Origin of the sequence: Mycobacterium persicum (assembly GCF_002086675.1) — a bacterium.
GTDB classification, from domain to species: domain Bacteria; phylum Actinomycetota; class Actinomycetes; order Mycobacteriales; family Mycobacteriaceae; genus Mycobacterium; species Mycobacterium persicum.
Map to the genome: position 1 here is coordinate 1 of NZ_MVIF01000084.1, position 25,747 is coordinate 25,747.

The window sequence follows — 25,747 nt, forward strand, 5'->3', positions numbered from 1 at the left end:
ACCGTTGTTGCCTAAGCCTATTTTGCCCATCCCTGCTTTCAACACGCAGCCGTTCTAACCGATCCCTACTTTTCCTATCCCGATGTTTCCGCTGCCAATATTGCCGCTGCCGGTGTTGCCCGAGCCGAAATTGAAGTCGCCGATGTTCGCGTTGCCGAGATTGCCCTGGCCGACGTTGGCCAAGCCCACGTTGCGGAAGGGGACGACAATGTCCTGCGCGGCGGCCGCAGCCGCAGTGACGGTGGCAGCGGCAGCACCGTACGCGCCCGCCGTCGGACCCGCCAGGTTGGCCAGACCCCGCAGCGTCGAGGGAAACGGCGTCAACGTCGACACAGCCGCGGACGCCCCGGAGTAATAGTCGAACATCGCGGCCACGTCCCGGGCACACATCTGTTCGTAGTGAATTTCAGCGTCGGCGATCGCGGTGGCGTTTTGCCCGAACAGGTTCGACAACACCAGCGACACAAACTGGCTGCGGTTGGCCGAGATGAGGGCCGGATGCACCGTGGCCGCCAGCGCCGCCTCGAACGCGGCCGCTGCCAGCCGTACCTGGACGGCTGCCTGCTCGGCCTGGTTCGCCGCGGCGTTCAACCAACCCAGGTAGGGTGCGGCGGCATCGGCCATCGCCGCCGAGGACGGACCGAGCCAGAGAGAACCCGTGAGTCCGGTGGTCACCACGGAAAAAGAGGTGGCGGCCGAACCCAGCTCGGCGGCCAGCCCGTCCCAGGCCGCCGCCGCGGTCAGCATCGGCCCCAACCCGGCGCCCAGATGCATACGCGCCGATTTGACCTCCGGTGGCAAGACCGCGAAATTCATCAGCTCTCCTGCCTGGAACCGTTGGTCGCCGTCGCAGAGGCAGGTGATGCGGTCGCATCCCTCGGGTCCGTGAGTGTCCCAGCGTAACGATTATTCAGAAGTGCGACAGCGGACCGTCTTTGATTCGGACAAAAACTTCAAAAACGGTGTACCCGGGTCTTTTTGCATTTATAGCGCTCACACACGGATGGAAAATTGGGCGACCGCCGGTTCGTTGCGCCGCGCAACCCGATAGCCGCCGCGGCGCAACGCATCCGTCGGCGCCGCCATCGGCTCGAAGCAGACCACGTCCTCGCCTGGGGGCGCAAAGATCTGCGCCGCCGGATACCCGTGTTCGAAACGCACTTCGAGGCGGCGGCCGCCGCCGCGGACCGCGAAGACCGATCCCTCGGCGACCTGGTCGTAGCAGTCGTCAAAAGCCTCGTCACGCAGTTGCTGTGACATCGCCGGCCGCTCGGCCGTCTTGCCGGTGGGTAATCCCCGCTCGTCGAGATACAAATGCCGCAGCGGCGGTGTCTCGATTGTCCAGTCGCCGCGCGCGACATGCGGCACGTGCAGGTACGGGTGGAAACCAAAGCACAGCGGCACCGCCCGGTCCGTGGTCGCGGTGACCGTGGTGCGCACCGTCAACGTCCGGTCCGCCAGCCGCACCGCCATCGCAAGCACATGCGGATACGGGAAGCTGGCCAGCAACTTTGGCTCGGCGCCGAAATCCAGCTCGGCGGTCAGTTCGTTCGCCGATTCGGCCGTCACCCGCCAGCCCGGGTATGCGGCCAAGACGCCGTGGATGGGTAACCCGGCGGGATCGGTGCGGACTCCGTTTGCTCCCGGAGTCAGGGTTACCGTCGCGTCTTCGGCGGTATAGGTGTTGGCGCCCAGCCGATTCGCCCACGGATACAGAATCGGTATCCCCATCGTCTTTCCCGCGGTGATGTAGGCGTCCAGACCTCTTCGCTGACCGAGCAGTTGCACACCCGCGTCGGTTAGGGCGCTGCCGATCATCCCGGCTGCGGGCACGAATTGCGCCGCCACCGGGGAGGACGGGTCGCGCAGCGTGACGACGTGCACCCCGCCAGCCTAATCGGCCGGCCCGGCCTGCTCGGCGGCTTCTGCTGCCGGCGTTTCTGGTGTGGGTCGGCAACGCGGCCCGGCGCTGCCCTACCGCGACAGCGGGTCGTGCTGAATACGTTCCGGCGGAGCGCCTTTCGCGATGAGGGCGGCCTTGGTGGCGCGGACCATGTTCGGGCCGCCGCAGATCAGGATCTGCCGGTCGCCCCAACCGCCATACCTGGTGACCACGTCGGCCAACCGCCCGGTCTGACGCACATGCAGGCCGCGAGGCGGCGACACGTCGGGGTATTCCGCGGCCCACGACGGGTCGCGGGAGTACTCAGAGACCGGCGAGACGGAGAGCCACGGGTTGTGTGCGGCAATCTGCCACAGCATGGGCAGGTCATAGAGCTCACAGGAATAGCGAGCCCCAAAAAACAGGTGGACTCGCGGGTTCTCCGCAAACCGGCTGAGGTCCATGATCAGCGCCCGTAGCGGTGCCAGGCCGGTGCTGCCGGCGACCATGAGCACATCGCCGTCGTCGCGGGTCACGTGAAAGCCGCCGTGCGGGCTGGACAATCGCCACCGGTCACCGGGCCGGGTCTCGTTGACGATGGCGTTGCTCACCAGGCCGCCGGGCACCACGCGGACGTGAAACTCGATCCGGCCGTCGGGGTCGGCGGGAATGGCGGGGCTGAGGTATCGCCAGCGGCGGGGGCATTGCGGGACATGGACATTGACGTACTGGCCGGGGTGGTAGTCCAGCGGCTGGTCCAGACGCAGGCGGACGACCGCGAGGTCACGCGACACCCGGGCGTGTTCGACGACCGTTCCGTTCCACCACGCGGGCCCCTGCTCGGCGTCGGCGGCGCCGCTCATCACCCCGGTGATCAGGTTCAGCGACTGGTCGGCGGCCCGCTCGACGTTGTCAGTCCAGGAGCTGCCCAAATAGCCGCGCAGTGTCTGATACAGGGCGCGGCGCAAGGTGTCGTATTGGGTTGGGAGCACGCCGTGTTTGCGGTGGTCCCGGCCGAGTTGGGCCAGGAAGGCCACCGGTTCTTCGGCGTGCTGGTCGACGAGTTCGCCATACACCCAGTGCAGCGCGTGCGCGAAAGCTGCTCGTTGACTGTCCATTTCGGGAGGGAACAGGTCGCGCACCGAAACGTCGAGGGCAAACCAGGTGGTGTAGAACCGGCGGACGAGTTCGTTGGGGCCCTCGGAAGGGGCGAACGCGTCGCGCAGCACCCGCAATGCATCTCGGTCCTCGAGGCCCACGGACCCCGATTCTAGGCTCGCCGGGCGTGGTGCTCAGCGATCTCGAACATCCTCGAACATCGAAGCTGACTGCGGGCAACACCGCCCTGAGCCGGGGAAACCAGCGGCGAGCGCAACCCGCCACGCCTTACAGGGCGTGAATTCCCTTGTACAGCACCGCTAACCCGATCACCACCAAGATCGCTGCCACTACTGCGGTGTTGTGTTTTTCCATCCAATTCTTCAGTCGCTCCAGCGGAGCGTCGAGGCGCTCCCCGGCGACGGTATAGGCCAACACCGGAAGCGCGACCGACGAGCCGGCGACAGCCACGAAGAGCGTGGCCGATATCACCGTCCCGCTGTTACCCAGTGCATCGGTGCCGATTGCCAATCCGGCTGCCGCGCAGATGAATAACACCTTGGGATTGAGCACCGTCAGTGCCGCTGCGGTCAGCGCCGCCCGCGTTGGGGTGACCGAGGTGAGCGTTCGCATCCAGGCCGGTATGTGGTCGTGACCGCGGCGGGTTAGCCAGCGGATGACGCCGAACACGATCAGCGCTATGCCCAGGACGATCCGCAGCCAGGACGCCCATGCGGGGGGCGTCTCGCGCAGACCGCCCAGCAGGTTGGAGATGCTGATGGCAAGCGAGGTCAGCCCTGCCAGCCCCAGCAGCCAGCCGGCGAGATAGGCCAGACCGCTCTCCCGCGGATGTTGCGCGTGCAAGACGAGCACTCCCGGGATGATCGATAGCGGCGAAACCGTGATCACCAGGGCGAGCGGTACCACTTCAACCATTTACGAAGGCTCTCCGACCGTCACGCGAAGAACGGTAGCTGACGTCGTGGTGTTGCACCCGCCGTCGTTGCTACCGCCGGGTTCCCAGAATTCGGCGGTCTCTTGTTACCAAGCTGAGCTCAGTGGTATCAGACATATGGGCGGGGCGTTCGCCAACAACCTAACCTTGAGCGGAACAGACTCAACATTGACGGCGTTGCACAACCCGACAAGCATTTTTCACCGAACGTAAATCCCGAACGGAGTTGTCGTGGACTCTTTCAACCCGACCACCAAGACGCAGGCGGCGCTGACGTCGGCCCTGCAAGCGGCATCGGCTGCCGGCAATCCCGAGATCCGGCCTGCACACCTGCTGATGGCCCTGTTGACGCAGGCCGACGGCATCGCCGCGCCGCTGCTCGAGGCCGTCGGCGTGGAGCCCGCCGCGGTCCGCGCCGAAGCGCAGCGTCTGCTCGATCGATTGCCGCAGATCAGCGGCGCCAGTTCGCAGCCGCAGCTGTCGCGCGAGTCGCTGGCGGCGATCACCGCCGCCCAGCAGCTGGCCACCGAGCTGGATGACGAGTACGTCTCCACCGAGCACGTGATGGTCGGCTTGGCCACCGGTGATTCAGACGTCGCCAAGCTGCTCAACGGGCACGGTGCCTCGCCGCAAGCCTTACGAGAGGCGTTCGTCAAGGTGCGCGGCAGCGCGCGCGTTACCAGCCCCGAACCTGAGGCGACCTATCAGGCGCTGGAGAAGTACTCGACCGACCTGACCGCGCGGGCTCGTGAAGGCAAGCTCGACCCAGTCATCGGGCGGGACAACGAAATCCGCCGCGTCATTCAGGTGCTCTCCCGTCGCACCAAGAACAACCCGGTGCTGATCGGCGAGCCCGGCGTCGGCAAGACCGCGATCGTGGAGGGTCTGGCCCAACGCATCATCGACGGCGATGTACCGGAAAGTCTGCGCGACAAGACGATCATCGCGCTCGACATGGGCTCAATGGTCGCCGGCTCGAAGTACCGCGGCGAGTTCGAGGAACGGCTCAAGGCCGTCCTCGACGACATCAAGAACTCGGCCGGGCAGATCATCACGTTCATTGACGAGCTGCACACCATCGTGGGCGCCGGCGCGACCGGTGAGGGTGCGATGGACGCCGGCAACATGATCAAGCCGATGCTGGCGCGCGGCGAGCTGCGGCTGGTCGGTGCCACCACCCTGGACGAGTACCGCAAGTACATCGAGAAGGACGCCGCGCTGGAGCGCCGTTTCCAGCAGGTGTTCGTCGGCGAGCCATCGGTGGAGGACACCATCGGCATCCTGCGCGGGCTCAAAGACCGCTACGAGGTGCACCACGGCGTGCGGATCACCGACTCGGCGTTGGTGGCCGCGGCCACCCTGTCCGACCGGTACATCACCGCCCGCTTCCTGCCGGACAAGGCCATCGACCTGGTCGACGAGTCCGCTAGCCGGCTGCGGATGGAGATCGACTCCCGGCCCGTCGAGATCGACGAAGTCGAGCGGCTGGTGCGCCGACTGGAGATCGAGGAGATGGCGCTGGCCAAGGAGGAGGACGAGGCGTCCAAGGAGCGGCTGGAAAAGCTGCGCGCCGAGCTGGCCGACCAGAAAGAGAAGCTCGCCGAACTGACTACGAGATGGCAGAACGAGAAGAACGCCATCGAGATCGTCCGTGAGCTCAAGGAGCAGCTGGAAGCCCTGCGCGGGGAATCCGAGCGCGCCGAGCGCGACGGCGACCTGGCCAAGGCCGCCGAGCTGCGCTATGGGCGCATCCCGGAAATGGAGAAGAAACTCGACGCGGCGCTGCCCCAGGCGACGGCCCGCGAGCAAGTGATGCTCAAAGAAGAGGTCGGTCCCGACGACATCGCCGACGTGGTATCGGCCTGGACCGGGATCCCGGCCGGGCGGCTACTGGAAGGCGAGACCGCCAAGCTGCTGCGGATGGAAGACGAGCTGGGCAAGCGCGTCGTCGGGCAGAAGAAGGCGGTGCAAGCCGTTTCGGATGCGGTGCGCCGCAGCCGGGCCGGCGTGTCCGACCCCAACCGGCCGACCGGGGCGTTCATGTTCCTCGGACCGACCGGTGTCGGTAAGACCGAGCTCGCCAAGGCGCTGGCCGACTTCCTATTCGATGACGAGCGGGCGATGGTCCGCATCGACATGAGCGAGTACGGCGAAAAGCACACCGTGGCCCGCCTGATCGGCGCCCCGCCCGGGTACGTCGGCTACGAGGCCGGTGGTCAGCTGACCGAATCGGTGCGCCGCCGTCCCTACACCGTGGTGCTGTTCGACGAGGTCGAGAAGGCCCACCCGGACGTGTTCGACGTGCTGCTGCAGGTGCTCGACGAAGGCCGGCTCACCGACGGCCATGGCCGCACCGTCGACTTCCGCAACACCATCTTGATCCTGACGTCCAACCTGGGATCGGGCGGCAGCGAGGAGCAGGTGATGGCCGCGGTGCGCGCGACGTTCAAGCCGGAGTTCATCAACCGGCTGGACGACGTGCTGATCTTCGAGGGCCTCAACCCCGAGGAGTTGGTGCAGATCGTCGACATCCAGTTGGCGCAGCTGCAGAAACGGCTGGCGCAACGGCGGTTGCAGCTCGAGGTGTCGCTGCAAGCCAAGCAGTGGCTGGCGCATCGCGGATTCGACCCGGTGTACGGCGCGCGTCCGTTGCGGCGGCTGGTCCAGCAGGCCATCGGTGACCAGCTTGCCAAGATGCTGCTGGCCGGCGAGGTGCACGACGGCGACGTGGTGCCGGTCAATGTCAGCGCTGACGGCGACGCACTGATCCTGGGCTAAGACGGGGGCGGTTTCGGCGCGGCGCCCCGCTCGAAGTCTCGGGTCTGGGCGCCGGCGTCGATGACCGCCCGGAGCAGCCGGCGCGCCGCGCACCGGGAATGATTCCCACCGAAACCTCGGGATGGCCCAGCACGGTCGTGCCGAGCGCGGCAAAACGTATGTCGAAAGCCATCGCGAACTCGCAGCCACCACCACGGCAGATTCCCTCGATGACCGCGATGGTTGCCTTCGGCAGGGTTCGGATCCGCTCCGTCATCGCGTGGAAGAACGACAGTTCGTCGTGCAGTGCGGTGTCCGCAGTTTCGGGACGGCCATGCAAGTCGCCGAGCAGCGAGACGTCCGCATGCGCGATGAAGAACTCCGGATCGGCCGAGTCGACGATCAGCACCCGCACCCCGTCGTCGCCGGCGACTTCCCCAAGAGCCGGTCGATCTCAGTCAGCAGGGGCATGTCCAGCAAGTTGATCGGTGGATGACCGATCGTCGCCCGGCAGACACCGTTCGCCCTGGAGCTGCGGATGAGCCGGTAATCCCTCATACGTCTAAGCCTCCGAGATCTTCACGTACCCCTGCTGCACCAGCTGGGTCAGTCGGGCCATGGCATTCCTGTTGATCCTGGTCCCGGGGATGAGGTCGGCATTGCGCCAACCGTTGGCCCTGGCGGTGGCTCCGCACAACTCGACGTGCACGCCCTTGGCTATCAGGTCGGCCAGCACCGGCTTGTACGGATTGCCGGTGCTGACGTGCCGGTTGGCGTTGTAGGCCTGGTCGTCGAGTGTCACGTGTCCGGCATTCGTGTGGAACACGGCGACGACGTGCGAGCTGGCCTGCCAGGCGGTGGCGTCGGCCGCGACGATTCCGAGGTGGAACAGGACGGCCGGCATGTCGCCTTCGAAGGTGAGCGATGCCACGCTGAATACGACCTTCACCTCCTCGAGTTCGACCGGAACGTCGATATGCAGCGTCTCGTCTGCAGGGGACACAGATGACTCCCGTCTCGAAAGTGCGGATTCGATGTCGGCAATGATCCACCCGACAGTGAAATGCGTTTGCCGCCCCATGCGACCGGACATCCGACGCGCCTGGTATTGACTCCTGTGATTCGGTTGTGACCTGCTCGGATTCTTTATTCGGGCCCATCAGCAGATAGGCTGTCTCCCGTGGTCCCGCTTTGGTTCACGCTGTCCGCGCTGTGTTTCGTCGGTGCGGTGGTGTTGCTGTACGTCGACGTCGATCGACAACGCGGGCGCAGCCGACGTCGTAGGTCGTGGGCGCGATCGCACGGCTTCGACTACGAGCGCGAGTCGACCGAAATCCTGCATCGCTGGAAGCGCGGTGTGATGTCGACGGTCGGTGATGTCCCGGCCAAGAACGTCGTGCTGGGTCAGATCCGCGGCGAGGCCGTCTACATTTTCGATCTCGAGGAAGTCGCCACGGTGATCGCCCTGCACCGCAAGGTGGGCACCAACGTCGTGGTGGACCTGCGGCTCAAGGGACTCAAGGAACCACGGGAAAGCGACATCTGGTTGCTCGGCGCCATCGGGCCGCGGATGGTCTATTCCACCAATCTCGACGCGGCCCGGCGGGCCTGCGATCGGCGCATGGTCACCTTCGCGCACACCGCACCCGACTGCGCCGAGATCATGTGGAACGAGCAGAACTGGACGTTGGTCAGCATGCCGATCTCCAGCACCCGCACCCAGTGGGACGAGGGACTGCGCACCGTGCGCCAGTTCAACGACCTGTTGCGGGTGTTGCCGCCGCTGCCGCAGGACGAGACCTCTGCAGAGAGCGCAGAACCAGCGCGCAACGCAGCACCGGGGCGTCCGCTGGCATCCGCGCGTCAGGCAGAACTGCCACCCCGGCGCGCTCAGGTCGACCCGGCCGCCGGGCTGATACCCGATCCGGCGCGGCGGGTGGCCGAGCCGGTACGTCGTGAAGAAGGTCGTCCCGAAGGCGTTCGGCGTCCGCCGCCGGCCGGTCGTAACGGCCGGCAAGCCAGCAACTTCCAGCACTGATAGCAGGGCCCCGAGGGCCGGCGGCCGGTCAGTACACTGTCGCTCATGCCACGGCCCGTCGCGCTGATCACAGGTCCGACTTCCGGGATTGGCTCCGGCTATGCGCGACGCTACGCGCGTGACGGCTACGACCTGGTTCTCGTCGCCCGTGATGTCGACCGGTTGCAGCAATTGGCCGGCGAGTTGGAAGCGCAGGCCGGCGGTGTCGAGATCCTGCCCGCGGACCTGGCCGACGCGGCCGACAGAGCCAAGGTCGCCGAACGGCTCTCCCGGGGCGTCCGGGTGTTGGTCAACAATGCCGGTCTGGGCACCTCCGGGGAATTCTGGACGACCGATCCCGCCCTGCTGCAGGCGCAACTCGACGTCAACGTGACGGCGGTGATGCAACTGACCCGGGCCGCGTTACCGGCCATGCTCGAAGCCGGCGCCGGCGCCGTCATCAACATCGCCAGCGTCGCCGGTCTGCTATCCGGTCGCGGATCGACCTACTCGGCGTCCAAAGCCTGGGTGATCTCGTTCAGCGAGGGGTTGGCCAACGGGCTGCAGGGCACCGGCGTCAGTGTGCACGCCGTATGCCCGGGCTACGTGCACACCGAATTCCACGCCCGGGCCGGCATCGACATGGCCAACCTCCCGTCGTTCATGTGGCTCGAGGTCGACGACGTGGTCAGTCAGAGTCTGGCCGATGTCACCCGCGGCAAGGTGATCAGCGTCCCGGGCCTGCACTACAAGGCGATTGTCTCGGCCGGGCGGCTGATGCCGCGGGGCCTGGTCAGGGCGGCAGTAAAGCGTGTCGGCGGCGGCAGTGGCCGAAGCTGACCGCGGCGAGCTCGCCGAGCTGGTGCGCGGGTTGTCGGTGGTGCACGGGCGCGTCACGCTGTCGTCGGGCAAACAGGCCGACTACTACGTCGACCTGCGCCGCGCCACCCTGCATCACCGGGCGTCGGCATTGATCGGCAGGCTGATGCGCGAACTCACCGCCGACTGGGACTATGCGCTCGTCGGCGGCCTGACGCTCGGCGCCGACCCGGTGGCGACCGCCATCATGCACGCGCCCGGCCGCCCGATCGACGCGTTCGTCGTCCGCAAGTCGGCGAAAACCCATGGCCTGCAACGACTTATCGAGGGTTCCGAGGTGTCCGGCCAGCGGGTCCTGGTGGTCGAGGACACCAGCACCACCGGCAACTCGGCGCTGACCGCGGTGCACGCCGTCCAAGACGCCGGAGGCGAGGTGGTCGGCGTGGCCGTTGTGGTCGACCGCGACACCGGTGCCGCCGAGGCCATCGAGGCCGCAGGTCTGCCGTACCGCAGCGTGCTGGGGCTTGCCGATCTGGGGCTGGGCTAGGCCGGCGGCGGTGCGTGTTCTGGTTGCGCTGATCGTGGCGTTGTCCTGCGTGGCGGCCTTGATGGCGTGCTCCGATTCGAGACCCGATCGCATCTATGGCGCTCAGAGCGCCCGGCTGGGCGAATCGCTGCCGGTGCTGGGGTGGAACATGGCGGTGTCGAATCTGCGCTGGTCCGGTGACTACGTGCTGGTCGACGTCGATGCTTCGCCGAGCGACCCCCGTGCGCCGCACGCCAAACCCGAGGACATTCGCTACGGCCTCTACGGCGCCCTGGCCCATCCGCTGGAGTCGACCGGCCTCGGCAGCTGCGACGACGCGATGACCAAGGTGCGTGACATCGCCAAGCCGTTGTCGGCGCCGCCGGACCGGCTCACCGGCACGGTCTGTCTGGGCCCGCTGACCGACCGCAGCGCGGTGCGCGGTGTGTATATCTATTCGCCCCATGATCGGATCGCCAATACCGCGGCCGCTTACCCGGCCGCATTCCCGGTGGGCATGTTGCCGACCAATCAGAACGACACCGGCCTGGTGGTCAAGACCACCAGCCTGTCGGCCTGGCGCGCCGACGGTACGCCGGTGACCAAGACCCAGCTCGGGGACCCAGCGGCATTCACCGGCAACGGCTACATGCTGCTGGGGTTGGCCGCCGACGCGCTGGCGACCCGCTATCGCGACGACTCCGCAGCCCGCGGCGGGCCGATGATGCTGCTTGCCGCGCCGACGCTGCCCGGGCGCGGATTGAGCCCGGCGTGCGCGGCCTATGGGGCATCGGTGCTGATCCTGCCGGACGCGTCCCGCGACGCCGTACACGTCGACGCGTCGCTGTGCACCCAGGGTGAAATCAACCAGGCGCTGCTGTATGCGACGGTGGCGATCGTGGGCACTCACGCCGCGGTGTGGACGTCGCGATGAACGAAGCGGGGCCCACCGAATGGGCGGTGCCGGCCGGCGGCGTCGGTCCCTGGGTGGGTGATTTGCCCGACGACCTGCGGTATGACCCAGAGTTGTTGCGCGACGGTGATAGCCGCAATGTCGTCGACGCCTATCGGTATTGGACCCGGGAGGCGATCGTCGCCGACATCGATACTCGCCGTCATCCGCTGCATGTGGCGATCGAGAACTTCGGTCACGACGCCAACATCGGTTCGGTGGTACGCACCGCCAACGCGTTCGCGGTGGACACGGTGCACATCGTCGGTCGTCGGCGCTGGAACCGCCGTGGCGCCATGGTGACCGACCGCTATCAGCGGTTGCGCCACCACGACAGCACCGCCGAGTTGATGGAGTTCGCGACTGGCGCTGGGCTGACGGTAGTCGCCGTCGACAACGTCCCCGGGGCGGCGCGGCTGGAGGAGACGACGCTGCCGCGGGAGTGCTTGCTGGTGTTCGGTCAGGAAGGACCCGGCATCACCGACGCCGCCCGCGCCGGCGCGTCGATCACGGTGTCGATTGCTCAGTTCGGCTCGACCCGCAGCATCAACGCCGGCGTGGCCGCGGGGATCGCGATGCACGCGTGGATCAGGCAGCACGCCGACCTGTCGCGGGCTTGGTGAATCGAGTGTGCGGTGGTGGCGTCGAGTGTGCGGTGGTGGCGTCGAGCGTGCGGCTGGGGCGGCGCCGCAGCGAATCCTCAGCCTTGAGTACACAGTCAAAGCCGTGGATGCACACTCAAAGCCACACGCGCACAGTCGAAGCCAGACGCGCAACGGCCCGACGGCGCAACGGCTCGGATGCTGTTTAATCGCGCGGTTTGGCCGGCCTCATCTTGAACGAGATCTCGAGCTTGATCCGGAAGGTGATCTTGCCGCTCGAGTCCACCGACATGTCCTGCTCGATGACTCGGGCCACCCGGATGTCGTCGACGCTTTCCCGCGCCCGCTGCACCGCCTCCGCCGCGGCCTGCTCCCAGGAGGTAGGGCTGGTCCCGATGATGTCGATCACCTTGTACACGCTCATGGGGGTAAAGCGTATAGCTAACTCCACAAGGTGACGTGGACCTTCGGGCGGAACCGCGCCACACCGACCCCGCTGCCGCGGATCATCGCCTGGGTGCACCGCGGGGTGGTGATGAACCGGACCAGTTCGGACACCGCGGGCTGCCGGGCCGAGGGTGCCAACGTCGAGGCGCACCACTCGCCGGATCTATCCAGGCCCGGACCGGTCACGTGTACCAGCCGTCCGGCGGCCAGGTCCTTGGCGACCGCGAAGCCGATGGTCAGCGTGACACCACCGACTCGCCGGATCTCCTCGAGGGCGGCGGCGTCGCTTTGAAAGATTCGCTGGTGTGATTCTGGAATCGCCAAGTCCCGCAACATGGTTGCGATCTCTCCGTCCACGCCGCCCGCCGAGGGGCCGAGCATCCACTGCTGCTGGCGCAACCACGCTGGCGTCGGAATACCAACGGCCAGTGGGCTGTTAGGTGCCACGACGGTGATGATCTGATACTTCAGAAAGGGTCGCACAAACAGCGAGCCGTCGGCACCAAACGAACTTTCGCTGGCCGGGCCGATGGCGATGTCAACCGCGCGCGACAGAATCAGGTCGCGGAATCGGCTCGTCGGATGCACGCTCAACTCAACGGACAGGTCGTCGGCTCGAGACGAGAACAGCTCGATCAGGCCCGGTGCCGCGTGCTCGGCGAAGGTGCTGGACGCGGCGATGCGCAGCAGCCGGCGGCCGTGGGCGGCCTCGGTGACCTCGATCGCCGTTTGTTGCTGCAGCCCCAGAATTTCCACGGCCCGGCTGGCCAGCCGCAGCCCGCCGGGGGTGAACGCCAACCCGGCACCGGTCCTGGTGAACAGTTGGTCGTCGAGCTCCTTGCGCAACGCCGCGATGTGCATGGAGACCCCGGCATCGGAGAGGCCGAGCTCTGCGGCGGCCGCCCGCACCGAGCCCAGCCGCACCACCGCCGAATAGGCCCGAAGTTGAGCCGGAGTCATGGAAAGAGCCTACTTCTGGCTTAGTTTAAGGGGGTGCGTGACGTGCTTGCCGAGCTGCTGTCGATCTGGCGCGCCGGTGATACCGCGGGGTTGGCGACGGTGGTGCGGACGTTGCGGTCCGCGCCCCGGCCCCCGGGTGCGGCGATGGTGGTGGCGCCCGACGGTTCGGTGAGCGGGTCGGTGTCGGGTGGTTGCGTCGAAGGTGCCGTCTACGAACTCGCCACCGAGGTGGTACACGGCGGCGCACCCCGGCTAGAACGGTACGGTGTCAGCGACGATGACGCCTTCGCGGTGGGTCTGACCTGTGGCGGCATCATCGACGTCTTCGTCGAATCCGTCTCGCAGTCAACGTTTCCCGAACTCGGCGCGGTGGCCGGGGACATCGCCGCCCATCGGCCGGTCGCGATCGCGACCGTGATCACCCACCCGGACACCCGCGGGGTGGGCCGGCGCCTCGTCGTGCACCCCGACGCGATCGCCGGATCGCTCGGTTCCGGGCGTGCTGACGCTGCGGTCACCGACGACGCGCGCGGCCTGCTTGCGCTGGGGCGCAACGAAATTCTCGAGTACGGCCCCGACGGGCAACGCCGGGGCGAAGGCATGGAGGTCTTCGTGTCCAGCTTCGCGCCGCGTCCGCGGATGCTGGTCTTCGGAGCGATCGACTTCGCCGCTGCCCTGGCGCGCCAGGGATCGTTCCTGGGCTACCGGGTCACCGTCTGCGACGCTCGCGCCGTCTTTGCCACGTCGGTGCGCTTTCCGACGGCCGACGAGGTCGTCGTCGAGTGGCCGCACCGCTACCTGGCCGCTCAGGCCGAGGCGGGCGCCGTCGACGAGCGCACGGTGATCTGCGTGCTCACCCACGATCCGAAGTTCGACGTGCCGGTGCTCGAGGTGGCACTGCGGCTGCCCCGCGTCGGGTACGTCGGGGCGATGGGGTCGCGCCGGACGCACGACGACCGGTTGCGGCGGCTGCGGGCGGTCGGGCTGACCGACGCCGAACTGGGCCGGTTGTCCAGCCCGATCGGACTGGATCTCGGCGCCCGTACGCCCGAGGAGACGGCGGTGTCGATCGCCGCCGACATCATCGCCCGGCGGTGGGGCGGCCGCGGGCGCCCGTTGGCCGAGACCGACGGGCGGATCCACCATGACGCGCAGGTAGAAGGCGAGTTCAGCGATCACTTAAGTCGATATTGACGCTCGTTGAGCAACGGCTGACACTGGGCGCATGCAAGTACCTGGGCCCTTCGAATACGAGCGTGCGACCAGCGTCGACCACGCCATCGGATTACTGGATCGGTTGGGGGAGGGGGCGCGAGTGGTCGCCGGCGGCCACAGCCTGCTGCCGATGATGAAGCTGCGTATCGCCAACCCGGAATATCTGGTCGACATCAACGACCTGGTGCCCGAACTCGGATACGTGATCACCGATCCGACCCTGGTGCGCATCGGCGCCATGACCCGGCACCGCGAGATCCTGGAGTCGGACACGCTGGCGGCGGTGTGCCCGATCTTTCGCGATGCCGAACGCGTGATCGCCGACCCGGTGGTCCGCAACCGCGGTACCCTGGGCGGTTCGCTGTGTCAGGCCGATCCGGCCGAGGACCTGTCGACGGTGTGCATGGTGCTGGACGCCGTGTGCCTGGCGCGGGGGCCGTCGGGCGAGCGTGAGATAGCAATCGACGACTTCACGGTCGGGCCGTACGAGACCTCGGTGGCGCACAACGAGATCCTGGTCGAGGTACGTATCCCGGTGCGGCACAACACTTCCAGCGCCTATGCGAAAGTCGAACGGCGGGTTGGTGATTGGGCCGTTACCGCGGCCGGTGCGTCGATCACGCTCGACGGCGACACCATCGCCGCCGTCCGGGTGGGTCTCACCGCGGTGAATCCAAATAGGACAGCGCTCGCCGAGCTTGCCCAGGCACTGGTGGGCCGACCGGCCACCGAAGAAACCTTCGCCGAGGCGGGCCGGCGAGCAAGCCAGGCCTGCGAACCGGTGACCGATATTCGCGGCACCGCCGAGTACAAGCGGCACCTGGCTTCCGAATTAACCATCCGCACGCTGCGCACCGCGACCGAACGGGTGCGTAACATCCCCGAGCCGGAAGGGAACTAGCCATGCAGGTAACCATGACCGTCAACGGCGAACAGGTCACCGCCGAGGTCGAACCCCGGATGCTGCTGGTGCACTTCCTGCGGGATCAGTTGGGGCTCACCGGAACTCACTGGGGCTGCGACACCAGCAACTGCGGAACCTGTGTGGTCGACGTCGACGGCGTGCCGGTGAAGTCGTGCACGATGCTGGCCGTCATGGCATCCGGCCACAGTGTCAGGACCGTAGAAGGACTGGCCGTCGATGGCCAGCTCGACCCGGTGCAAGAAGGATTCATGCGCTGCCACGGATTGCAATGCGGCTTCTGCACACCAGGCATGATGATCACCGCCCGGGCGCTGTTGGACCGCGACCCCAATCCCGACGAGCAGACCATCCGGGAGGCCATCTCCGGGCAGATCTGCCGGTGCACCGGATACACGACAATCGTGCGGTCCATCCAATGGGCCGCTCAGCACAGTTCCGCGGAGGCCACGTCATGACCACCATCGAATCAAGGCCGCCCTCACCGGAAGACACCGCCGACAACGACCAAAAGCCGTGCGGCCACGGCCGGATGCTGCGCAAGGAAGATCCCCGTTTCATCCGGGGCCGCGGCACCTACGTCGACGACGTCACGCTGCCCGGCATGCTGCACCTGGCGATCCTGCGCTCACCGTACGCGCATGCCCGCATCGTGAGCATCGACACCACTGCGGCCCTGGCCCATCCGAAGGTCAAGGCGGTGGTGACCGGCGCCGACCTGGCGGAGAAGGGCCTGGCCTGGATGCCGACACTGGCCAACGACGTGCAGGCCGTACTGGCCACCGACAAGGTGCGCTTCCAGGGCCAAGAGGTGGCGTTCGTCGTTGCCGAAGACCGGTATTCGGCCCGCGATGCGCTGGAGCTCATCGACGTCGAGTACGACCCGCTCGATCCTGTCGTGGACGTCCGCAAGGCGCTCGACCCGGCCGCGCCGGTGATCCGCACCGACCTGGAAGGCAAGAAAGACAACCACATCTTCGACTGGGAGACCGGCGACGCGGCCGCCACCGATGCGGTGTTCGCCAAGGCGGATGTGGTGGTCAAGCAGGAGATGGTCTATCCGCGGGTACACCCCGCGCCGATGGAAACCTGTGGTGCGGTAGCTGATTTGGATCCGGTCAGCGGAAAGCTGACACTGTGGACCACCTCGCAGGCCCCGCACGCCCACCGCACGCTGTACGCATTGGTTGCCGGCCTGCCCGAACACAAGATCCGGGTCATCTCGCCCGACATCGGCGGCGGCTTCGGCAACAAGGTGCCGATCTACCCCGGCTATGTGTGCGCGATCGTCGGCTCGCTGGTGCTGGGCAAGCCGGTCAAGTGGATGGAGGACCGCAGCGAGAACCTGACCTCCACCAGCTTCGCGCGCGACTACATCATGGTCGGCGAGATCGCGGCCACCAAGGACGGCAAAATCCTGGCCCTGCGCAGCAACGTGCTGGCCGACCACGGTGCGTTCAACGGTCAGGCGGCGCCGACGAAGTACCCGGCCGGCTTCTTCGGGGTGTTCACCGGCAGCTACGACCTGGACGCCGCCTACTGCCACATGACGGCGGTCTACACCAACAAGGCGCCCGGCGGGGTGGCCTATGCGTGCTCCTTCCGGATCACCGAGGCGGTGTACTTCGTCGAGCGGCTAGTGGACTGTCTGGCCTTCGAGCTGAAGCTGGACCCGGCGCAGCTGCGGCTGCGAAACCTGTTGAAGCCCGAGCAATTCCCGTACACCACCAAGACGGGCTGGGTGTACGACTCGGGTGACTACGAGGCCACCATGCGCAAGGCCATGGACATGATCGGCTACGACGCGTTACGCGAGGAACAACGGCGCCGAAGGCAGCAAGGCGAGCTGATGGGCATCGGCATGTCGTTCTTCACCGAGGCGGTGGGCGCCGGGCCTCGCAAAGACATGGACATCCTCGGCCTCGGTATGGCCGACGGCTGCGAGCTGCGGGTGCATCCAACCGGCAAAGCCGTTGTGCGGCTTTCCGTTCAGTCGCAGGGCCAGGGTCACGAGACGACGTTCGCGCAGATCGTCGCCGAAGAGCTGGGCATCCCGCCCGACGATATCGAGGTGGTGCACGGCGACACCGACCAGACCCCATTCGGGCTGGGCACCTACGGCAGCCGCTCGACCCCGGTATCCGGCGGGGCTGCTGCTCTGGTGGCGCGTAAGGTGCGCGACAAGGCCAAGATCATCGCCGCCGGCATGCTGGAAGTCTCGGTGGCAGACCTGGAATGGGAGAAGGGCAAGTTCCACGTCAAAGGTGACCCGTCGGCGTCGGTGACCATCCAAGATATCGCGATGCGTGCCCACGGCGCCGGTGATCTGCCCGACGGCATCGAGGGCGGGCTGGACGCCGAGGTGTGCTACAACCCGTCGAATCTGACCTACCCCTACGGCGCGTATTTCTGTGTGGTGGACGTCGATCCGGGCACCGGCGTGGTCAAGGTGCGCCGCTTCCTGGCCGTGGATGACTGCGGCACCCGGATCAACCCGATGATCATCGAGGGCCAGGTGCACGGCGGTGTCGTCGACGGAATCGGGATGGCGCTGATGGAGATGATCGCCTTCGACGAGGACGGCAACTGCCTGGGCGGCTCGCTGATGGACTACCTGATCCCGACCGCACTCGAGGTGCCGCACCTGGAGACCGGCCACACGGTCACGCCGTCACCGCATCACCCGATCGGCGCCAAGGGCATCGGCGAGTCGGCTACCGTCGGATCCCCGCCGGCGGTGGTGAACGCGGTGGTGGATGCGTTGGCGCCGTACGGGGTTCGGCACGCCGACATGCCGTTGACACCGTCGCGGGTGTGGGAGGCCATGCAGGGCCGGGCGAGGCCACCGATCTAGACCATGATCACCATCAGCGAACGGGCTCAGCAACTACTGGCGGCACGAACACCGTTCGTGCACGCGACCGTGGTGCGGGCCCAGCCGCCCGCCTCCGCCTATCCGGGTGATGAGGCAATACTGTTGGCGGACGGCACAATTGAAGGCTTCGTCGGCGGCCAGTGCGCGCAGAACTCGGTCCGTAAGGCGGCGCTGGGCGCACTGCAGGCCGGAGAAAGCGTGCTGCTGCGGGTGCTTCCCGACGGCGACGTGCATTTCCCGGAAGCGCCCGGCGCCTGCGTAGTGGTCAACCCGTGCCTGTCCGGTGGGGCGCTGGAAATATTCTTGACCCCGCAGTTGCCGGCGCCGCTGATCCGGGTCTACGGTGCCACGCCGATCGCCGACGCGCTGATCCAGCTGTGTGGCGTGCTTGGCTACGACGCGCGACGCGACACCGAGCCGGTTGCCGCCACCGCAGTGCCGACTGGCCTAGTGATCGCCAGCCACGGCGGTCCGGAGGCCGAAATCATCCGTGCCGCACTGGATAACGGTGTCGGGTATATCGGCCTGGTGGCCAGCAAGGTCCGTGGCGCCTCGATCCTGAGCTCGCTGGACCTGTCCGAGGGCGAGCGGGCCCGCATCCACACCCCGGTCGGATTGCCGATCGGCGCCAAGACCCCGGCGGAGATCGCGGTGTCGATCGCCGCCGAGCTTATCGCCGCCCTGCGCACGGGCAATGTGCGTGTGCCCGCAACCAGCGCAACCGCGCCGGAGGCGGTCGACCCGGTATGCGGCATGACGGTGACCGTCGGACCCACGACCGAGCACCTGCAGCGAGAGGGCACCGACTACTGGTTCTGCGGTTCGGGATGCCGCACCGCCTTCGCAAACCGGCCGGTCGGATGACGGTCACTGGTGTCGTGCTGGCCGCCGGCAGTTCCCAACGGCTGGGCACCCCCAAACAGCTACTGCCGTACCGGGATACGACGCTGCTGGGGGCGACCATGGAGGTCGCTCGCCGTGCCGGATTCGATCAGCTGATCGTCACCTTGGGCGGTGCCGCCGAGAAGGTGCGTGACACGGTGCCGCTGGCCGGGGTCGACGTGGTGGTCGTCGACGACCACGGGGCCGGGTGTTCGGCGTCGCTGCGGGTGGCGTTGCAACGGGTGGATCCGCAGGCCGCCGGCATCGTGCTGATGCTGGGCGACCAGCCGGGCGTGGACCCCGCGACGCTGCGGCAGCTGGCGACACGAGGACCGGCGGCCGAAATCATGGTGTGCCGCTATGCCGACGGTATCGGACATCCATTCTGGCTGAGCCGCACCCTCTTCGGTGAGCTGGCGCAATTGCACGGCGACAAGGGGGTGTGGAAGCTGATGGAGTCGGGCCGGCACCAGGTGCGCGAGCTCACGGTCGACGGTCCGGTGCCGCTCGACGTGGACACCTGGGACGACTACCAGCGGCTGGTGACATCGTGATGTTCACCGACCCCGACGACGTCGTCCACCGGTTCGACGCGCACGACTACCTGCTCGACACCGGGACCGCCTCGGCGATCTATCTGGCGGTCACCCTCGGCAGACCGCTGCTGCTGGAGGGCGAGCCGGGCGTTGGCAAGACGACAGCCGCCAAAACCCTTGCCGTCGTGTTGGATACCACCCTGGTCCGGCTGCAGTGTTATGAGGGGCTGACCGCGAGCGAGGCGCTGTACGACTGGAACTACCAACGTCAGCTGCTCGCCATCCGGCTCGCCGAAGCGCAGGGCGCCGGTATTCAGGAGGCGGACCTCTACACCGAGGCCTACCTGGTGGACCGGCCCATCCTGCGCTGCGTCCGCCATCGCGGCCCGACCCCGCCGGTGCTGCTGATCGACGAAATCGACCGTGCCGACGACGAATTCGAGGCGCTGCTGCTGGAATTCCTCGGCGAATCCGCCGTCACCGTCCCGGAGTTGGGCACCTTCGTCGCCGAGCGGCCGCCGGTCGCGGTGCTCACCTCCAACCGCAGCCGCGACCTGCACGACGCCCTGCGACGACGCTGCCTGTACCACTGGATCGACTACCCGGAGCCAGCCCGCGCCGCCGCGATCGTCCGCCGGACGGTGCCCGGGGCCACCGCGCCGCTGATCCAGCACGCCACCCAATTCGTCTGCCGCACACGCGATCTCGACCTGGACAAGCCGCCGGGCGTGGCCGAGACCATCGACTGGGTCGCCGCCCTGGTGTCGCTCGGCGTCGCCGACCTGCAGGACGAATCGGTTGCGGTGGCGCTCGCCAGCCTGGGGGCGCTGGCCAAGACACCCGACGACCGTACGCTGATTCGCGACGCGTACACCGCTTTCACCGAGTGCAGCCGGACATGAGAGGACCCGCAGCATGAAGATCGCCAACGAGTTCAGCGTCAGCGCTCCGATCGAACAGGCCTGGGACGTGCTGTGCGACCTCGAGAAGGTGATCCCGCTGATGCCCGGGGCGCAACTGACCGGCCACGACGGCGACGACTACCTCGGCAAGGTCAAGGTCAAGGTGGGTCCGGTCACCAGCGAATTCAGCGGCCGAGTGCATTTCGTCGAGCAGGACCGCGACCAGCACCGCGCGGTGATCGACGCCAGAGGCAAGGAAGCCCGGGGCACCGGCAACGCCGCCGCCACCGTCACCGCCCGGCTGCACGAGGCCGGCGAGCGTACCCAGGTGATCGTCGACACCGACCTGAAGATCGTCGGCAAGCTGGCGCAGTTCGGCAGCGGAATGCTGCAGCAGGTTTCGGAGAAGTTGCTGAGCCAGTTCGTCGATTCGCTAGAAGCCGAACTCGCGGCGGCGGGTCCGGCAACCGCGACCGGTGCTGAGCTGCCGGCCGCGCCCGCGCGCTCGGCAGCCAGCGCCGCCGCCGAAACCGCCCCGATCGACCTGCTGGAGCTCGCCGGCGCCGACCGGCTGAAGAAATACGCTGCGGCGGCGCTGGCGGTGACGGCTGTGCTGGTGCTGCTCTGGGTGCTGCGCCGGCGACACTGATCTGATGAACACGCCCATCGGCACGCCGTTGTTGCGGGGCGTCGATCTGGCGGCGTTCGCGGCCGCGATGGTGGCGCGGCTGCGCAGCGCCGGGGTGCACGTATCCGCAAGCGGCCCGGCAAGTTTCGTGCAGGCGCTGCGACAGCTGGTGCCGCACACCGCGGCGACGCTGTACTGGGCCGCCCGGGTGACCCTGGTGAACCGGATGGAAGATCTGGTCGCTTTCGATGCGGTGTTTACCGCGGTTTTCGGCGCCATCGACGCCGCTGTCGTCGGACCGCGCGCGCCGTCGCTGCCGCTTGCCGCCCCCCGTGCCCCCGCGGCCGGGACCGTGCACCGCGCCGGCGGTGGCGCCGACACGCTGCCGTGGGCCACCCGGACCAGCCCCGACGGGACCGGCGCCCCCGGCCCCAGTGTCCACCTGCCCGAGTACCTGCCCAGCCGCATCGCTGCCCTGACCGACGAACCCTTCGACCGGTTCGATCCCGACGACCCCAGGCTCCTCGGGGAGTGGCTGGAGACCGCGGTGCGACGCTGGCCGCGTCGGCGCAGCCTGCGGTTGGAGTCCAGCCGGCACGGCAAGCGCATCGATCTGCGCGCGACCATCAACGCGTCGCGGTCGACCGGCTGGGAGGCGATGCTGCTGGCGCGAAGCAGGCCGCGCCGCCGACCCCGGCGGATTGTGCTGGTTTGCGACGTGAGCCGGTCGATGCAGCCCTACGCCGCGATCTATCTGCATCTGATGCGAGCCGCGGCGTTGCGCCAGGGGGGAATTCGGCCCGAGGTGTTCGCCTTCTCCACGTCGCTGACGCGGCTCACCGCGGTGTTGTCGCACCGCTCGGCCGAGGTCGCGCTGCAACGGGCCAACGCCAAGGTGACCGACCGCTACGGCGGCACGTTCATCGGCCGCAGCGTCGGCGCCCTGTTGGCCCCGCCCTACGGCAATGCGCTGCGCGGCGCGGTGGTCGTCATCGCCTCCGACGGCTGGGACAGCGATCCTCCCGACGTGCTGGACCACGCGCTGGCCCGGGTGCGTCGCCGCGCCGAGCTGCTGATCTGGCTCAACCCGCGCGCCGCGGCGGCGGAGTTTCGGCCGCTGACCGGTTCGATGGCGGTGGCGCTGCCCTATTGCGATCTTTTTCTGTCCGCGCACTCACTGGCCGGCCTGCGTCAGCTGTTCGCGCTCGCCGGCACTCGATAGGGTCGGCAGGCATGGACCAGCTCTGGGCCAACCGGGCCGCCACCTCCGAAGCCGCCGTCACCCAGCGGCACCTCAGACGGCTTTGGGCGATACCGGGGACGCAGCTGGGCGTGGTGGCCTGGCCGGCGGCCCGCAAAGACCGACTGTTCGGCACCTGGCACTACTGGTGGCAGGCCCATCTGCTGGATTGCCTGCTCGATGCGCAGCTGCGGGACCCACAGCCGCAGCGGCACACCAGCATCAACCGGCAGGTCCGCTCGCATCGGCTGCGCAACAACTTCTCCTGGACCAACAGCTATTACGACGACATGGCGTGGCTGGCGCTGGCCCTGGAACGTGCCGCCCGGATCGCCGGTGTCGAACGCAAACGTGCGCTGCCGAAGCTGGCCGACCAGTTCGTCAAGGCATGGGCACCCGAGGACGGCGGCGGCATCCCGTGGCGCAAGCAGGACCAGTTCTTCAACGCCCCCGCAAACGGCCCGGCCGGGATCTTCCTGGCCCGCTATGACGACTGGCTGCAGCGGGCCCAGCAGATGGCCGACTGGATCGACCGCACGCTGATCGACCCGAAGACGCAGCTGGTGTTCGACGGCATCAAAGCGGGATCGTTGGTCCGTGCCCAGTACACCTACTGCCAGGGCGTGGTACTCGGCCTGGAGACCGAATTGGCGGCCCGCACCGGCGACCAGCGTCACTTCGCCCGGGTGCAGCGGCTGGTCGCGGCCGTGGACGAGCACATGGCGCCGGCGGGCGTGCTCCGCGGCGCCGGCGGCGGCGACGGCGGCCTGTTCGCCGGTATCACCGCTCGCTACCTGGCGCTGGTGGCCACCACGTTGCCGGCCGACTCCGCCGACGACGTCGCGGCTCGCCGCACCGCGGCCAAGATAGTGCTGTCCTCGGCAAAATCAGCGTGGGACTACCGGCAGACGGTGGACGGGTTGCCGGTATTCGGGGCGTTCTGGGACCGTGACGCCGAATTGCCCACCGCGGGCGGACAGCAGGCGCAGTTCGTCGCGGGAGCGGTGAACAGCTCCGAGATTCCCGAGCGCGACCTGTCGGTACAGCTGTCGGGCTGGATGCTGATGGAGGCCGCCCACAGCGTCGCCGTCGTCGGCTCACTCGGGTAGCGCGGCCTCGTTTTTGTCCCGTCGCCGTGACCGGTAGGTACGCCATGCCGCCGTCATCACCGGCAGCAGCGAGATGAACAGAATGCCCAGGATGATCTTTTCCAAGTTGTGGTGCACGAACGGCACATTGCCCAGGAAATAGCCGGCCAGCGTCGCACCCGCACCCCAGGCGATGCCGCCAACGATGTCGAACGCGAGAAATACCGGATAGCGCATGTAAGACACGCCGGCGACCACCGGGACGAAGGTGCGCACGAACGGCGCGAAGCGGGCCAGGATGATCGTCCAGGGCCCGTATTTTTCGAAGAATGCATGCGACTCGGTCACATAGTGCTTCTTGAAGAACCGCGAATCTTCCTTCTTGAACAGTGCCGGCCCGATCCGGCGGCCGATGAAGTACGCGTTCTGATCGCCGAGCACCGCCACCAGGGCTACCGCCGGGGCGAGCACTCCGATGGTGACCGGCGGGTTGGCACTGGCGGCCAACAGTCCGCCGGTGAACAGCAGCGATTCCCCCGGAAGCAGCGGAAACAGCAGGCCGGTCTCGATGAAGACGATGATCAAGATCCCGGGCAGCACGGCAGATCCGAAAACGCCGTCGGCACCCAACCAGTACATCGGGTCGAGGATGTCCGGCAGGGCCGTCACGGCGGTGCTCACGATGTCCCAACATACCGGGCCGGACCCACCGGCCTGGACACAAACCGGTGAGTTGCAATACTGATGAGACCCAGCATTCTTCGAGGAGGAAGTTCATGCCCATAGCCACGCCCGAGGTCTACGCCGAGATGCTGGGACGTGCCAAGGAGAACGCGTACGCCTTCCCGGCCATCAACTGCACGTCGTCGGAGACCGTCAACGCCGCGCTCAAAGGCTTCGCCGACGCCGGCAGCGACGGCATCATCCAGTTCTCCACCGGGGGAGCGGAGTTCGGCTCCGGCCTCGGCGTCAAGGACATGGTGACCGGCGCGGTTGCGCTGGCCGAGTTCGCCCACGTCGTCGCGGCAAAATACCCGATCAATGTCGCGCTGCACACCGATCATTGCCCCAAGGACAAACTCGACAGCTACGTGCGGCCGCTGCTGGCTCTGTCGTCGGAGCGGGTGAGTAAGGGCGGCAATCCGCTGTTCGGATCGCACATGTGGGACGGCTCCGCGGTGCCGATCGACGAGAACCTGGTGATCGCCCAGGAGCTGCTCAAAGCGGCGGCGGCCGCCAAGATCATCCTCGAGATCGAGATCGGCGTGGTGGGCGGCGAAGAGGACGGCGTCGCCAACGAGATCAACGACAAGCTCTACACCACCCCGGACGACTTCGAGAAAACCATCGACGCGCTCGGCGCCGGTGAACACGGCAAGTACCTGCTGGCCGCGACGTTCGGCAACGTGCACGGCGTCTACAAGCCCGGCAATGTGAAGCTACGTCCCGACATCCTGGCCCAGGGACAGAAGGTGGCGGCGGCCAAGCTCGGGTTGTCTGAGGGCGCCAAGCCGTTCGATTTCGTCTTCCACGGCGGGTCCGGCTCGCTGAAGTCCGAGATCGAGGAAGCGCTGCGCTACGGCGTCGTGAAGATGAACGTCGACACCGACACCCAGTACGCGTTCACCCGCCCGATCGCCGGTCACATGTTCACCAACTACGACGGCGTGCTCAAGGTCGATGGCGAAGTGGGGGTCAAGAAGGTCTACGACCCGCGCAGCTACCTCAAGAAGGCCGAGGCTTCGATGACCGAGCGGGTGATCGAGGCCTGCAACGACCTGCACTGCGCCGGCAAGTCGCTCGGCTCGGGGTGAGTTCGACCCCGCGAGCAGTCATAGACTCGCACAAATCCGCTACGCGGCGTGCGATTCTGTGACTGCTCGCGCGGGAGATCGCACGCTAATTGCTCGGGGACTGGCAGATTTTCCACTGGTCGTCGCGGAACTGCAGGTCGAGGCTGCGCGTCGAGCGGACCTGCGGGTCGTAGGCCATGAACGTGGTGACATTGGCTTCCGCGTGCTGACCGTTGACGACCACCTGGTCGATACTGGCAATCACCGGATACTGCTTGGCGGCCGAGACCCGTCGATAGGTTTCGCTCCAGGAGCGTTCGTCGTAGTCCACGTAGCCGTCGCGGGTGGTGCCGCAGGTGATACTGCGCAGCGTGGTCAGGTCGCCGGTCTGGATTGCCACGTCGAAGCTCTGAATGGTCTGCCGCACCTGGTCTTCCTGCGACACCTTCGAATGCTTGCCGCGGGTGAACAGCACCGTGCCCAGGATGGCGATGGCCGCCACCGCTAACACGATCACGACAATCGCCAGCACCCAACCCCAATTGCGTTGTCTCAATGGCGGCTTGCCGCCGCGAGGCGGAATCGACTGTGGCATAGCGGCTTTCGGTGGTACACCAATCGGGGGCGGGGGACCGGGCGGTGTCGGGGGGG

General features: G+C 67.3%; 26 protein-coding genes and 1 pseudogene. 17 read left to right on the plus strand and 10 right to left on the minus strand.

Translation table 11 applies throughout. From position 1 onward, the window contains the following. Window positions 1-57: 57 nt before the first annotated feature. The 4 genes and pseudogenes from BST40_RS21115 to BST40_RS21130 all read right to left on the minus strand — a co-directional run. Window positions 58-816: pseudogene (locus tag BST40_RS21115) on the minus strand (PPE family protein); the annotation flags it as partial. Window positions 817-993: 177 nt separating this feature from the next. Beyond that, entirely contained in the window at window positions 994-1,884 is an 891-nt protein-coding gene (locus tag BST40_RS21120) for an aldose 1-epimerase (RefSeq protein WP_075546383.1), read from the minus strand. Window positions 1,885-1,974: 90 nt separating this feature from the next. Beyond that, the gene (locus BST40_RS21125; RefSeq protein ID WP_075546384.1) at window positions 1,975-3,141 is read right to left on the minus strand and encodes an FAD-binding oxidoreductase; all 1,167 of its coding nucleotides are present in this window, start codon (window positions 3,139-3,141) and stop codon (window positions 1,975-1,977) included. A gap of 127 nt (window positions 3,142-3,268) precedes the next feature. Beyond that, on the minus strand, window positions 3,269-3,916 hold the full coding sequence (locus tag BST40_RS21130) for a GAP family protein (protein ID WP_075546385.1): 648 nt from the start codon (window positions 3,914-3,916) through the stop codon (window positions 3,269-3,271). A 250-nt stretch (window positions 3,917-4,166) separates the two neighbouring features. On the opposite strand from BST40_RS21130, the gene clpB reads away from it, so the two are divergent. Beyond that, window positions 4,167-6,713 (plus strand): ATP-dependent chaperone ClpB, encoded by a 2,547-nt coding sequence (gene clpB, locus BST40_RS21135; protein WP_075546386.1) that lies wholly within the window; start codon window positions 4,167-4,169, stop codon window positions 6,711-6,713. Here clpB and BST40_RS21140 read toward each other — a convergent pair. Beyond that, the gene (locus BST40_RS21140; RefSeq protein WP_241780204.1) at window positions 6,679-7,101 is read right to left on the minus strand and encodes an enoyl-CoA hydratase/isomerase family protein; all 423 of its coding nucleotides are present in this window, start codon (window positions 7,099-7,101) and stop codon (window positions 6,679-6,681) included. The genes clpB and BST40_RS21140 overlap by 35 nt on opposite strands. A gap of 153 nt (window positions 7,102-7,254) precedes the next feature. After that, the gene (locus BST40_RS21145) at window positions 7,255-7,695 is read right to left on the minus strand and encodes a DsrE family protein (RefSeq protein ID WP_075546409.1); all 441 of its coding nucleotides are present in this window, start codon (window positions 7,693-7,695) and stop codon (window positions 7,255-7,257) included. Window positions 7,696-7,872: 177 nt separating this feature from the next. Here BST40_RS21145 and ttfA point away from each other — a divergent pair, with 177 nt between their 5' ends. Genes ttfA through BST40_RS21170 form a run of 5 tightly spaced genes read left to right on the plus strand, consistent with a single transcriptional unit; the run spans window position 7,873 to window position 11,629 of the window. Further along, window positions 7,873-8,730, plus strand: coding sequence for a trehalose monomycolate transport factor TtfA (gene ttfA, locus BST40_RS21150; protein ID WP_075546387.1), 858 nt, complete (start codon window positions 7,873-7,875; stop codon window positions 8,728-8,730). A 45-nt stretch (window positions 8,731-8,775) separates the two neighbouring features. Further along, window positions 8,776-9,549, plus strand: a complete 774-nt coding sequence (locus tag BST40_RS21155; protein WP_075546388.1) for an SDR family NAD(P)-dependent oxidoreductase — start codon at window positions 8,776-8,778, stop codon at window positions 9,547-9,549. Further along, entirely contained in the window at window positions 9,536-10,075 is a 540-nt protein-coding gene (gene pyrE, locus BST40_RS21160; protein ID WP_075546410.1) for an orotate phosphoribosyltransferase, read from the plus strand. Before BST40_RS21155 ends, pyrE begins: the two co-directional genes overlap by 14 nt. A 10-nt stretch (window positions 10,076-10,085) precedes the next feature. Continuing rightward, window positions 10,086-10,988 (plus strand): hypothetical protein, encoded by a 903-nt coding sequence (locus BST40_RS21165; protein ID WP_075546389.1) that lies wholly within the window; start codon window positions 10,086-10,088, stop codon window positions 10,986-10,988. Continuing rightward, window positions 10,985-11,629 (plus strand): TrmH family RNA methyltransferase, encoded by a 645-nt coding sequence (locus tag BST40_RS21170; RefSeq protein ID WP_075546411.1) that lies wholly within the window; start codon window positions 10,985-10,987, stop codon window positions 11,627-11,629. The genes BST40_RS21165 and BST40_RS21170 overlap by 4 nt, the downstream gene beginning before the upstream one ends. 184 nt (window positions 11,630-11,813) lie before the next feature. On the opposite strand, the gene BST40_RS21175 is transcribed toward BST40_RS21170, so the two are convergent. Together BST40_RS21175 and BST40_RS21180 are read right to left on the minus strand one after the other, a co-directional pair. Next, a complete protein-coding gene (locus BST40_RS21175; protein ID WP_023370097.1) occupies window positions 11,814-12,032 on the minus strand; it encodes a dodecin family protein in 219 nt (72 codons plus the stop codon). Window positions 12,033-12,049: 17 nt separating this feature from the next. Then, entirely contained in the window at window positions 12,050-13,015 is a 966-nt protein-coding gene (locus BST40_RS21180) for a LysR family transcriptional regulator (protein WP_075546391.1), read from the minus strand. Window positions 13,016-13,048: 33 nt separating this feature from the next. Between BST40_RS21180 and BST40_RS21185 the strand changes: the two genes are divergently transcribed. The 10 genes from BST40_RS21185 to BST40_RS21230 are packed head-to-tail and all read left to right on the plus strand — an operon-like array spanning window position 13,049 to window position 23,324. Next, complete coding sequence (locus BST40_RS21185) at window positions 13,049-14,209, plus strand: XdhC family protein (protein ID WP_083155408.1); 1,161 nt, start codon at window positions 13,049-13,051, stop codon at window positions 14,207-14,209. 31 nt (window positions 14,210-14,240) lie between these two features. Continuing rightward, window positions 14,241-15,131: an FAD binding domain-containing protein gene (locus BST40_RS21190; RefSeq protein WP_083155410.1), complete on the plus strand. Its 891-nt coding sequence runs from the start codon at window positions 14,241-14,243 to the stop codon at window positions 15,129-15,131. Window positions 15,132-15,133: 2 nt separating this feature from the next. Continuing rightward, on the plus strand, window positions 15,134-15,610 hold the full coding sequence (locus tag BST40_RS21195; protein WP_083155412.1) for a (2Fe-2S)-binding protein: 477 nt from the start codon (window positions 15,134-15,136) through the stop codon (window positions 15,608-15,610). Beyond that, entirely contained in the window at window positions 15,607-18,006 is a 2,400-nt protein-coding gene (locus BST40_RS21200) for an aerobic carbon-monoxide dehydrogenase large subunit (RefSeq protein ID WP_083155422.1), read from the plus strand. The genes BST40_RS21195 and BST40_RS21200 overlap by 4 nt, the downstream gene beginning before the upstream one ends. 6 nt (window positions 18,007-18,012) lie before the next feature. Next, window positions 18,013-18,891 (plus strand): XdhC family protein, encoded by an 879-nt coding sequence (locus BST40_RS21205; RefSeq protein ID WP_083155432.1) that lies wholly within the window; start codon window positions 18,013-18,015, stop codon window positions 18,889-18,891. Further along, window positions 18,888-19,463 carry a nucleotidyltransferase family protein gene (locus tag BST40_RS21210; protein WP_083155435.1) on the plus strand — a complete coding sequence of 192 codons (576 nt, stop codon included), beginning with the start codon at window positions 18,888-18,890 and terminating at the stop codon, window positions 19,461-19,463. The genes BST40_RS21205 and BST40_RS21210 overlap by 4 nt, the downstream gene beginning before the upstream one ends. Then, window positions 19,460-20,347 carry an AAA family ATPase gene (locus BST40_RS21215; RefSeq protein WP_089025251.1) on the plus strand — a complete coding sequence of 296 codons (888 nt, stop codon included), beginning with the start codon at window positions 19,460-19,462 and terminating at the stop codon, window positions 20,345-20,347. The genes BST40_RS21210 and BST40_RS21215 overlap by 4 nt, the downstream gene beginning before the upstream one ends. A 13-nt stretch (window positions 20,348-20,360) precedes the next feature. Further along, window positions 20,361-20,996, plus strand: a complete 636-nt coding sequence (locus BST40_RS21220) for an SRPBCC family protein (RefSeq protein ID WP_075546397.1) — start codon at window positions 20,361-20,363, stop codon at window positions 20,994-20,996. A gap of 4 nt (window positions 20,997-21,000) precedes the next feature. Beyond that, complete coding sequence (locus tag BST40_RS21225) at window positions 21,001-22,197, plus strand: vWA domain-containing protein (protein WP_083155424.1); 1,197 nt, start codon at window positions 21,001-21,003, stop codon at window positions 22,195-22,197. An 11-nt stretch (window positions 22,198-22,208) separates the two neighbouring features. Beyond that, window positions 22,209-23,324 carry a glycoside hydrolase family 76 protein gene (locus BST40_RS21230; protein WP_083155428.1) on the plus strand — a complete coding sequence of 372 codons (1,116 nt, stop codon included), beginning with the start codon at window positions 22,209-22,211 and terminating at the stop codon, window positions 23,322-23,324. On the opposite strand, the gene BST40_RS21235 is transcribed toward BST40_RS21230, so the two are convergent. Next, window positions 23,313-23,984, minus strand: a complete 672-nt coding sequence (locus tag BST40_RS21235; protein WP_075546400.1) for a VTT domain-containing protein — start codon at window positions 23,982-23,984, stop codon at window positions 23,313-23,315. The genes BST40_RS21230 and BST40_RS21235 overlap by 12 nt on opposite strands. 95 nt (window positions 23,985-24,079) lie before the next feature. Between BST40_RS21235 and fbaA the strand changes: the two genes are divergently transcribed. Next, entirely contained in the window at window positions 24,080-25,117 is a 1,038-nt protein-coding gene (gene fbaA / locus BST40_RS21240) for a class II fructose-bisphosphate aldolase (RefSeq protein ID WP_075546401.1), read from the plus strand. An 85-nt stretch (window positions 25,118-25,202) separates the two neighbouring features. Here fbaA and BST40_RS21245 read toward each other — a convergent pair. Then, a partial coding sequence (locus tag BST40_RS21245; RefSeq protein ID WP_083155438.1) for an Rv0361 family membrane protein occupies window positions 25,203-25,747 on the minus strand: 545 nt, incomplete at its 5' end.